The organism is Pandoraea sp. SD6-2 (assembly GCF_000389825.1).
GTDB lineage: Bacteria > Pseudomonadota > Gammaproteobacteria > Burkholderiales > Burkholderiaceae > Pandoraea > Pandoraea communis.
The window spans coordinates 18,156-27,740 of the sequence record NZ_KB944430.1 but is presented as its reverse complement, the minus strand read 5'-3'; the positions used below and the strand labels follow the sequence as shown (position 1 = coordinate 27,740).

Here is a 9,585-nt window from a genome sequence, read left to right as displayed (position 1 = left end):
CCTTTCGCCAGCGTGGCGTAGAGAATGGTCGCGTTCGGCTTGGCGAGCAGCAACCCGGTCGGATTGCCCGACGCGTCGCGCACGATCTCGCCGCCCGGCGGGTTGGGCGTGTCTTTCGTGTAGCCCACGGTGCGCAGTGCGGCGCCGTTGAGTATCGCGCGGTCGTACAGGTGCAGGATGAACACCGGCGTGTCGGGGGCGACGGCATTCAGTTCGTCGATGGTCGGCAGACGCTTCTCGGCGAATTGATGTTCGGTAAAGCCGCCCACCACGCGAACCCATTGCGGCGCGGGCGTGCGGTCGACCTGGTCTTTCAACATGCGCATGGCGTCGGCCAGTGAACGAACGCCGTCCCAGCGCAACTCCATGTTGTAGTTCAGGCCACCCCGGATGATGTGCATGTGACTGTCGATCAGTCCGGGAATGACACGGCGGCCCTGCAGGTCAATGACCTTGGTACCGCTGCCGGCCAGACGCATCACTTCGTCGCGCGTGCCCACGGCGGTGAAGGTTGCGCCGGTGAGTGCCACGGCATCGGCTTGCGGATTGGCGCGGTCGAGTGTTGCGAACTTGCCGTTGACCAGAATGAGGTCGGGCGTGGAGGCGGTCATGTGCATCTCCCCGATCAACGCTTTGCCGGAACGGCCGGAATCGCTTCGTGCGGTGTTGCGGTGCGCTGGGCCGCTTTGTGGACCATCGTGTAGGCGTAATCGACCCCCATGCCGTACGCACCGGAATGTTCCTTGACGAGCTTCATTACCGCATCGTACGTGTCGCGGTGTGCCCAATCGCGCTGCCACTCCAGCAATACCTGTTGCCATGTCATGGGCACGACACCTGCCTGCACCATGCGCTGCATGGCATAGTCGTGAGCCTCCTTCGAGGTGCCGCCCGAGGCATCGGCGACCATATAAATTTCGTAACCGCCTTCGAGCATGGCGCACAGCGCGAAGGTGGTGTTGCAGACTTCCGTCCACAATCCGGCGACGACGACCTTCTTGCGGCCGTTGGCGGCGAGCGCATCGCGCACCTTCTGGTCGTCCCACGAGTTCATCGAGGTGCGTTCCAGCGTCTTCTGGTTCGGGAACACGTCGAGCAGTTCCGGATAGGTGTAACCCGAGAACGATTCGGACTCTACCGTCGTGATCGTCGTCGGAATGTTGAAGATACGCGCGGCCTTGGCCAGGCCCACCGCGTTGTTCTTGAGCGCCTGACGATCCATCGACTGAACGCCAAAAGCCATCTGCGGCTGATGGTCGATGAAGATCAACTGGCAGTTCTGCGGGGTGAGGACTTCGAGCTTGGGATTGGACATGGAAGGCTCCGGAGGGGAATTGGGGGATCGCACAGGCACCGGACGCGACCCTCCATGAGGCTATGCTTTCCGTCCGGAGACTTCCATCGTCCCTTCGTATTAGTGCTGCAACGCCAGAGCCGGCGCGGGTTCGCCGCCGATGCATGCGGAAAATAGTGCGCACGTTCGTGCTATTCGACGATGTCGTGCAACTCGCGACTGACGTATACTCGGCGGCATCGAATCATGACGATGCCACCTGCATGAACGGGCTTCCCGACAGCGATACCGCGAATGTCTACGTCGTCGTTGACGACGTGGCGGAAAATGACGCGCTTTGTGCGTTGCTTTCGGCCGCCGGTCGTCGCGCATGCGGATTTTTGTCTGCGTCGTCGTTTCTTACGAGTCAACGGGGTACCGGGCCAGGTTGTCTGGTGCTGGGTGCGGATCTCGGCACCGCCGGTGGCGGTCTCGCCCTGCAGGAGGCGCTGATTGTGGTGCAAGACCCGATCCCCGTGGTTTTCGTCGCCGGTCATACGGACGTGGCAACGAGCGTTCGGGGGATGAAGGCGGGCGCCATCGACTTCCTGACCCGGCCGTTTCCCGATAGCGTACTGCTTGAGGCCGTAGGGTCTGCGCTCGCGCGGGATCGACAGCGTCTGGCACGAGAGCGCGCCAGTACCGATGTTGCCGAGCGCGCGCAACGGCTCTCTCAGCGCGAACGCGAAGTCATGGCGCTCGTGGCGGCGGGCCGTATGAACAAGCACATTGCCGACGAGCTGGGGATCAGCGAAATCACTGTCAAGATCCATCGGGGCAATGCGATGCGAAAAATGGAAGCGCGCTCCTTCGCGGATCTCGTCATCATGGCCCACAAGCTAGGCATGACGTCGCCTGCGCTTTATCACGGCGGGATTGGCCGGCACCGGCGCGAGACAGCGTGAGCTGCCATTGTTCTGTCATCAACGCCCTGGGATGATCGGTGCCGGCGGCGGCGCGGCAGGCCGCTGCGGCGTCGCCGAATTTCCGAACGTATTTCCCATGCGCTGAGACGTACCGCTCCAGTTGAACTGGCCGCCGATCTGATTGCCAGGCTTGTTGGCGATACCTTCAGACTCCAGCCCGGGCGCCCGCCCGCCGGCGAGCGGGCTTGACGCCGGCTGCAACTGATTCGTCAGACAGTCATACGACGGCGAGCGCTGTCCATTCACTTCCACATCCACGCAACCGGCCCGCGGCCCCGCCGCCGACGCGCCGGTGCTGCGCGCCGCATCGTCGGCTGCGCTCACCTGTCCGGCCGCGCCGAGCGTCAACACGGCGGCGCTTGCGCCTGCGGCACCCCAAACCCGTATGCACCTTCGAATCCCGCGAGTGCTCTCTGCCTTCATGGTCTGCCTCCCCCGCAAAAAATGATGGGTAGTCCATCAGGACTCCGACTGAACAAGCATACGTCAGTCCGTGCGATTTTCGAGAAAGATGAATTTCTCGTGACAAACGTTAGTCGGTCGCGCCCCCGGACGTCTAGGTATCCGTATTCGTGAGGAATGTCGACACGGATTGCGTGCGGCCGGGCGATACCCGCGGTGTAGCGGTATGCGCGGGTAATCGTCAGGCCACCGGGGGCACTGCATCGGGCAGGGCCGCGTCGACCTAACAAAGCAGAGTCTTCTATATGCGTTTGATGAAAACGAACCGGCTGTGGCTGCGCTGGGCGGCAGTGTGCGCTGTCACGTTGGGCGGAACCGTTCATGGCGTTGCGATTGCTCAGGAAGCCAAAGCAGACCGGCCGGACAATTCGCCTGCGGTAAAGCCGCAGGCCGGCGCGACAGGATCGGCGCCAGCGAAGGAAAAGTCTGCCGACGCGCAGAAGCCCGTCAATATCAATGAGTACGTCGTGCGCGGCAACACGGTGCTCGATGTCCGCACGATCGAAAAAGCCGTGACGCCGTATCTCGGGCCGAACCGCACGCTCGCCGACATCGAAGCCGCACGCGACGCCTTGCTCGCCGCCTATCAGGCCAAGGGCTATCAGTCGGTGTACGTCGATTTGCCGGAACAGCAGGTCACGGGCGGCGTGGTCTATCTCAAGGTGAGCGAGACCAAGCTGGGACGTCTGCGCGTGGTCGGCTCGGAATACCACTCGCCGCGCGAGGTGCGTGATCGCGTGCCGTCGTTGGCCGAGGGCAAGGTGCCGGATTTCAACGCCGCACAGGCGGAACTCACGGCCCTGAACCGTACCGGCGAGCAACAGGTGGTGCCGCTCGTCAAGCAAGGGGCGGTGCCCGGCACGATGGACGTCGACCTCAAGGTCGAGGACACCAACCCGTGGCGCGCGAGCTTCAGCCTGAACAACGACCGCAGTGCCGATACGAAGCCGCTGCGCATGCTCGCGTCGGTGGGTTACGACAACCTGTGGCAACTCGGCCATCGCGTGTCGATGAGCTTCTTCGGTGCGCCTCAGGACTTCAGCCAGAGCAAGGTGTGGTCGGGGTCGTATGTGGCGCCGATCGGGTCTTCGCCCTGGACGCTCGAACTTAACGGCTATCAGTCGGACAGCAATGTCGCCACTACCGGTGGCACTACGGTGCTCGGCAAGGGGCACGCGATCGGCGTCAAGACGACCTACACCGTGCCGGATACCGGCGCCTGGTATCACGCCTTCAGCCTTGGCGTGGACTTCAAGGACAACACGGAAACCACCCGCTTCGGCACCGCCGGCGATGTGGTGCCGCTCAAATACGCACCGATCACGCTCGGCTACAGCGGCTTCTATCAGGACGAAGACCTGAGCGCCGGCCTGAATACGTCGATCGTCTCGGGCATGTCGAGCTTCCTCGGCTATGGCAGCAGTCCGGCCCAGTTCGACGCGAAGCGCTATAAGGCGTCGCCCAGCTTCATGGTGCTGCGTGCGGATGCGAACGGCACCTATACGTTCGGCGGCGGCTGGCAACTCGCGGCGCGCGTTGCCACGCAGATGACCGATTCGCCGCTGATCTCCAACGAACAACTCGCCGGCGGCGGCATGAACTCGGTGCGCGGCTACCTCTCGGCCGAAGCGACCGGCGACTACGGCGTGGTCGGCTCCATCGAATGGCGTACGCCGCCGATTCCGCTGCTAGGCCCGGTCGTCTCGAACTGGCGCGCGTATGCGTTCTTCGACGGGGCGCGACTGGGGCTGCGCGACGCGTTGCCGGAGCAGACCTCGCGTTACTCGCTGGCGTCGGTCGGTGTGGGGTCGTCGCTGCGTCTGACGTCGCACGTGACGGGGCGCGTCGATGCGGCGTATCCGCTGACCAACGGACCGCGCACGGAGCGCTACAAGCCGCGGTTGAACTTCAGCGTCACGGCAACGTATTGAGCGATTGAGCGAATAAGGCGACCTGCCAACGGCCCGGAAAAGACACATCCGAATTTCACGACACAACATTCACGACCTGATGCCCGGTGCGCCAATTCAACGCGCCGGGCGGCATAAACGGAGAAATACAGCCATGCGACGCATTCTTCCATTCCTGCTTGCGCTGATCGGCACGCTGATGCCGGTGCTCGCGCACGCTTGGTGGCAACCGGATTGGGCGTACCGCAAGCCGATTACCATCGATGCCGGCCCGCAAGGCGGCAATATCACGGGCGACGCCGGCCGGGTGCCGATGCTGCTGCGCCTGCACACCGGCAACTTCAGCTTCGAAGGCGTGAACGAAACCGGGGCCGACCTGCGCTTCGTGGCGGCCGATGACAAGACGGTCCTCAATCACCAGATCGAGCAGTTCGATCCGGTGCTGGGCATCGCACTCGTGTGGGTCGATGTGCCCGCCGTCACCGCAGGCGCCAAGCAACAGGTCTGGATGTACTACGGCAACCGCAAGGCCCCTGCGGCGGGGAACGGTCAGCGTGTGTTCGATCCGGACTACACCGCCGTGTACCACTTCGGCGAATCGAACGTGCCCGCGCGCGACACGACCGCCTACGGCAACAATGGCCAGAACCCGATCGTCACACTCGACGGCGCGATCATCGGCAAGGGCGCACAAGCCGGCGCGTCGCCGATCGTGCTGCCCGCTTCGCCGTCGCTCGCGCTTGCCGCCGGCAGCCCGTTCACGTTCTCGGCCTGGGTGCACCCGGAGAAGCTGGGCGCGAACGAAGCGATCTATGTGCGCCGCGACGGTGGCAGCGATCTGGTGATCGGTGTCGATCAGGGCGTGCCGTTCGTGCAGGTGGGGGCTCAGCGCAGTCAGCCGGGCCAGCCGATTCAAGCGGGGAAGTGGTCGCATCTGGCGGTCACGGCCGACGGTAAGTCGGTCACGCTCTACGTCGGCGGTCATGCAGCCACCACGCTGGCGGTGGCATTGCCCGCACTGAATTCGCCGACGACCATCGGCGGCGACGTCGAAGGCGCCTCGGGCGGCCTCGCTCGCTTCTCGGGGGCGGTGGACGAAGTGCGTCTGTCGAAGGTCGCCCGCAGCGCCGCGCTGCTTCAGACGGATGCCGTTTCGCAAGGCGCCGAATCGCGTCTGATTGCCTATGGTCCGGATGAGCAGCAAGCGGGCAAGAGCCATTTCGCCTTCATCCTTGCGGCCATGCCGGTCGACGCCTGGGTGGTGGTCTGTGTGCTGGGCCTGATGGCGGTGGTCTCGTGGCTCATCATGATCACGAAGGGTCGCAGCTACGCCGCGAAAGCACGCGCCAACAGCGCATTCATGACGCATTTTCGCGAAGCCTCGGGCGCACCGCTCGACCAGATCGCGCGTACGAACCGTGTGCCGGAGAGCGTGCAAGACCAATCGCCGCTGTGGCGTCTGTACGAGGTCGCGCTTAGCGAACTGCATCGCCGTCACGAACTCGGCTACGACACGAGCGCTGTGTCCGAGGCGACCATCAGCGCCATTCGCGCGTCGATGGACGGTGCGATGGTGCGCGAAGTCGAAGACATGAGCAAACGCATGAACTGGCTCTCGACGTCCATCGAAGGGGCGCCGTATGTCGGTCTGTTCGGCACCGTGATCGGGATCATGCTGGTGTTCGTCGTGGCCGCCATGGCGGGCGCGGTGGACATCAATTCGGTGGCACCGGGCATGGCCGCCGCACTGCTGTGTACGGCCGCCGGTCTCGGCGTGGCCATTCCCGCACTGTTCGGCTACAACTGGTTGGTGTCGCGCTCGGATGCACTTTCCGCCGACATGGCCGTGTTCGTCGACGAGTTCACGACCCGCCTCGCCGAAGAGCAGGGCGAAGGCCGCCGTCAGCCCGTGCTGCAACGCGCCTGACGAGGACGAATCATGGCAAACGCAACGCGATTCGCCGCGAAGAAGCGCTCGGGCGGTATCAACATCACGCCGTTCGTCGACGTGCTGCTGGTGGTGCTGGTGATCTTCATTCTCACGAGTAACGCCAGCATTCCCGGCATCAAGGTCGATCTCCCGAAGGCCAGCTCATCGGTGGCGCTCGAGAAGCCGAAGACCAAGGCGATCACGGTCGATAACGCCGGTCAGGTGTTTCTCGATGCCTATCCGGTGACGCTCACCGAGCTTGAGGATCGCTTGCGCACGGAGAAGGCGGTCACGCCCGATTTCCCGGTGATCGTGCGCGGCGACGCGCAGGTGCAGTACGCCAAGGTCGTCGAAGTGCTCGACCTGCTGCGCCGGATCGATCTCAACCAGGTCGGCCTCGTGACCGGCAAGCCGCAGTAAGGAGCGCAGCGTGAAACCTCGCGATTTCGCGTCTCGCCCCGTGCGGCCCGCCACCAAACCGCCCAGTCCGGTGCTCGTACAGCTGCGCCGGCGCGGTGGATGGATCGTTGGCGGCCTTGTCGTGCTCGGATTGATTGCCCTTTTCTGGCATTTGCTCACCGACAAGGCCAGCACGCGCCGCGAGGTCAACACCCCGCCGATGCTGATGCTGCCGCCGCCTCCGCCACCCCCGCCGCCGCAGGAGAAGCCGCCTGAGCCGCAGCCGGAGAAGATCAAGCCCGAAGTCGTCGAGCCGAAGCCGGCCGACCCCGTGGAGCCGCCGAAGGACGACACGCCGCCAAGCCCGACCAAGGATCTCGGCGACGCCGTGACGATCAACGGCGACGCGCAAGCCGGCACCGACGCGTTCGGCATTGGCGCTGGCCGTGGCGGCGGCATGACCGGCGGCGGTGGCGGGCTGGGCAGCCGCTCATACAGCGCATGGCTTGCCAGTTCGTTGCAACAGGCGTTCGGACGCGATCAGCGCACTCGCACGCTCGCGTTCGACGACGTGCGCATCGATCTCTGGCTCGACGCCGACGGACGCGCCACGCGCGCCCAGATGGTGCGGGGCACTGGTAACGCGGCGATCGACGATGCGGTGCTCGCGATGTTGCGCGACTTCCGTGCGGAAGAAAAGCCGCCGGCGTCGCTGCACTTTCCGCTGTCGATGAGTATCCGGGGGCGCAGGCCATGAAGCGCAATACGACGCTCGTCACGCCGCATACGGCACAAGCAGGACTTCCTTTTTACGCAAAAGTCACACACAAAATGAAAGCACTGGAACGTATGACCGACGCGCTCGCGCACCGACATGCGCCACGCGCTGCGGGCACCGCAGGCGCTGTGGCGCTGGCGCTCGCGCTGCTGGGCACCGCGGGCCTGGCCCACGCTCAGGCGCAGCCTGCCCCGAAAGACACCGCCATGGTCAAGCTGATTCGCGGCCTCATCAAGAGCGGCGCGATCGACAAGACCACCGGCGAAGCCTTGCTTGCGCAAGCCGAAACGGAAGCGTACGCGGCGTCGGCGGCGGCGCAGAAGGCAGCCGCAACGCCTGCGGTGGCCGCGGCGGCCGTGCCCGGCGGCGAGCCGGGCGATGTGCGCGTCCCGTATATCTCGCAGACCACGCGCGATCAGATCCGCGACGAGGTGAAGAGCGAGGTGATGGCGCAGGCCAAGACGGAAGGTTGGGCCGCACCGAACGAAACGCCGGAGTGGACCAAGCGCATTCACGTCGAAGGCGACTTCCGCCTGCGCAACGAGTCGCGCTTCTACTCGAGCAGCAACACGAACACGCAGATCGACTGGGCGCAGATCAACAAGGGCAATGGTTTCGACGTCAACTCGAACACCAACCTGGCACTTCCGCCGCTGCTCAACACCACGCAGAACCGCACCAACCAGTTCCGCGCCCGTGCGCGCTTCGGTATCTTCGCGGACGTATCCGAGCAGGTGAAAGCCGGCGTGCGGCTGGCCGCCAGCAACGACGACAGCCCCGTCTCGACCAACTCCACGCTGGGCGGCGGCCTGAACAAGAAGAGCGTGTGGCTCGACCAGATGTGGATGTCGTATCAGCCGTTCGACTGGGTGAAGTTCACCGGCGGCCGTTTCGCCCCGCCGTACGTCACGAGCGATATGTTGTTCTCCAGTGACCTGAACGTCGACGGCATTGCTGCACAGTTCAACAAGGTGCTGCCGCAGAACCCGAACGTCGAACTGTTCGGCTCGCTCGGCTTCATCCCGCTCGAATACTCGGGCGACAACTCGCCGTCGAACAGCCAGAGCAAGATGTCGAGCCAGACCAAGTGGATGCTGGGCACGCAGTTCGGCGCGAACTGGAAGCTCGACTCGAAGAACAGCTTCCGCGGCACGGTCGGCTACTTCGACTTCCGCAACATCACTGGGCAATTGTCGTCGCCTTGTGCGCTCTATGCAGGCCAGACGAGCTGCGATTCGGACTGGTCGCGCCCGGCGTTCATGCAGAAGGGCAATACGCTCATGCTGCTGCGTAACATCGCGCTTAACCCGCTTGACCCGGCCAATACGGCGCAACCGCAGTATGTCGGCTATGCCTCGAAGTTCCAGTTGCTCGACCTGTCGGCCCGTTGGGACACGGTGCTGGCTGGCCGCTATCCGCTGCGCTTCGACGTGAACTACATCCGCAACCTGGCCTACAACGAAGGCGAGATGTGGGCGCGCGCGAACGGCGGCATCGTGAGCAACTTCGGCGCGGGCGACGCGACGCGAGCCAACTTCAAGAGCGGCCCGAACGCCTATATGTTCCAGGCCACCTTCGGCAAGCCGGTCATGGCGTCGCGAGGTGACTGGAACGTGCTGTTCGGCTACAAGCGTATCGAGCCGGATGCCGTGCCCGATGCCTACAACGACTCGACGTTCCATGGTGGCGGCACGAACGCGAAGGGCTACTACATTGGCGCTTCGTACGCCTTCGACAAGAACGCCTGGCTCTCGGGCCGTTGGCTCTCGACGAAGGAAGTCTATGGCGCGCCGTTGTCGATCGACACGCTGCAAATTGAAGTCAACGCGCGATTCTAAGGAGGTGGT

The 9,585-nt window shown here is 64.2% G+C and carries 9 protein-coding genes; 6 read left to right on the top strand and 3 right to left on the bottom strand.

What is annotated here, in order from left to right; translation table 11 throughout:
• Together C266_RS07505 and C266_RS07500 are read right to left on the bottom strand one after the other, a co-directional pair.
• Positions 1 to 611: amidohydrolase family protein (locus tag C266_RS07505; protein ID WP_010808901.1), on the bottom strand; the 611-nt coding region annotated here is incomplete at its 3' end.
• A 14-nt stretch (positions 612 to 625) separates the two neighbouring features.
• Positions 626 to 1,315: a hydrolase gene (locus tag C266_RS07500; protein WP_010808900.1), complete on the bottom strand. Its 690-nt coding sequence runs from the start codon at positions 1,313 to 1,315 to the stop codon at positions 626 to 628.
• A gap of 242 nt (positions 1,316 to 1,557) precedes the next feature.
• On the opposite strand from C266_RS07500, the gene C266_RS07495 reads away from it, so the two are divergent.
• Positions 1,558 to 2,238, top strand: a complete 681-nt coding sequence (locus tag C266_RS07495; RefSeq protein ID WP_036662033.1) for a response regulator transcription factor — start codon at positions 1,558 to 1,560, stop codon at positions 2,236 to 2,238.
• 18 nt (positions 2,239 to 2,256) lie between these two features.
• On the opposite strand, the gene C266_RS07490 is transcribed toward C266_RS07495, so the two are convergent.
• Positions 2,257 to 2,610: a hypothetical protein gene (locus tag C266_RS07490; RefSeq protein WP_010808898.1), complete on the bottom strand. Its 354-nt coding sequence runs from the start codon at positions 2,608 to 2,610 to the stop codon at positions 2,257 to 2,259.
• Between the two features lie 356 nt (positions 2,611 to 2,966).
• On the opposite strand from C266_RS07490, the gene C266_RS07485 reads away from it, so the two are divergent.
• The 5 genes from C266_RS07485 to C266_RS07465 all read left to right on the top strand — a co-directional run bounded on the left by C266_RS07485 (position 2,967) and on the right by C266_RS07465 (position 9,576).
• Complete coding sequence (locus C266_RS07485; RefSeq protein WP_010808897.1) at positions 2,967 to 4,652, top strand: ShlB/FhaC/HecB family hemolysin secretion/activation protein; 1,686 nt, start codon at positions 2,967 to 2,969, stop codon at positions 4,650 to 4,652.
• A gap of 133 nt (positions 4,653 to 4,785) precedes the next feature.
• Positions 4,786 to 6,558, top strand: coding sequence for a DUF2341 domain-containing protein (locus C266_RS07480; protein WP_010808896.1), 1,773 nt, complete (start codon positions 4,786 to 4,788; stop codon positions 6,556 to 6,558).
• A gap of 12 nt (positions 6,559 to 6,570) precedes the next feature.
• Complete coding sequence (locus C266_RS07475) at positions 6,571 to 6,981, top strand: biopolymer transporter ExbD (RefSeq protein ID WP_010808895.1); 411 nt, start codon at positions 6,571 to 6,573, stop codon at positions 6,979 to 6,981.
• 10 nt (positions 6,982 to 6,991) lie between these two features.
• Entirely contained in the window at positions 6,992 to 7,717 is a 726-nt protein-coding gene (locus C266_RS07470) for an energy transducer TonB (RefSeq protein ID WP_010808894.1), read from the top strand.
• A gap of 74 nt (positions 7,718 to 7,791) precedes the next feature.
• Positions 7,792 to 9,576, top strand: a complete 1,785-nt coding sequence (locus C266_RS07465) for a putative porin (RefSeq protein WP_246831154.1) — start codon at positions 7,792 to 7,794, stop codon at positions 9,574 to 9,576.
• The last annotated feature ends 9 nt before the right edge of the window (positions 9,577 to 9,585 follow it).

What these genes read in the sequence shown, in the direction of transcription:
- C266_RS07500 (WP_010808900.1), bottom strand. Translation starts at nt 1,315, where the DNA reads ATGTCCAATCCCAAGCTCGAAGTCCTCACCCCGCAGAACTGCCAGTTG.
- C266_RS07495 (WP_036662033.1), top strand. Translation starts at nt 1,558, where the DNA reads ATGAACGGGCTTCCCGACAGCGATACCGCGAATGTCTACGTCGTCGTT.
- C266_RS07485 (WP_010808897.1), top strand. Translation starts at nt 2,967, where the DNA reads ATGCGTTTGATGAAAACGAACCGGCTGTGGCTGCGCTGGGCGGCAGTG.
- C266_RS07480 (WP_010808896.1), top strand. Translation starts at nt 4,786, where the DNA reads ATGCGACGCATTCTTCCATTCCTGCTTGCGCTGATCGGCACGCTGATG.
- C266_RS07475 (WP_010808895.1), top strand. Translation starts at nt 6,571, where the DNA reads ATGGCAAACGCAACGCGATTCGCCGCGAAGAAGCGCTCGGGCGGTATC.
- C266_RS07465 (WP_246831154.1), top strand. Translation starts at nt 7,792, where the DNA reads ATGAAAGCACTGGAACGTATGACCGACGCGCTCGCGCACCGACATGCG.